Annotated in this window: 1 protein-coding gene; it reads right to left on the bottom strand. The window is 70.0% G+C overall.

Translation table 11 applies throughout. The features are described 5' to 3' along the window. Nucleotides 1-290 (bottom strand): TSUP family transporter (locus PZC42_RS20830; RefSeq protein WP_277213992.1); only part of this gene is annotated, 290 nt, incomplete at both ends.

Below are 290 nucleotides of genomic sequence, written 5' to 3' on the forward strand. Positions count from 1 at the left end.
GGCCTGGGCCAGGACGCCGACGCCGAACCAAACGCCGAGACAAGCGGCCGCAAGAAGCGGCCACAGCCGGCGCAACAGGATCGCAAAGGCGCCCCCCGCCAAACCCTGCCAGACGTTGGTGACCAGCGCCGGGACCAGCATCAGGGCGATCGCCTCCCGCAGACCCATGGTGGCCGCGAGCAGCGCCAGCGCAATGGTCGGGAGACCGAGGCCGACCACGCCCTTGACCCAGCCGGCGAACAGGAAGGTGGCGCAGACGACGACCAGAACCTCGGCGGTCCACAAGATGG

This window comes from Isoptericola croceus (assembly GCF_029382255.1).
GTDB classification, from domain to species: Bacteria; Actinomycetota; Actinomycetes; order Actinomycetales; family Cellulomonadaceae; genus Isoptericola; species Isoptericola croceus.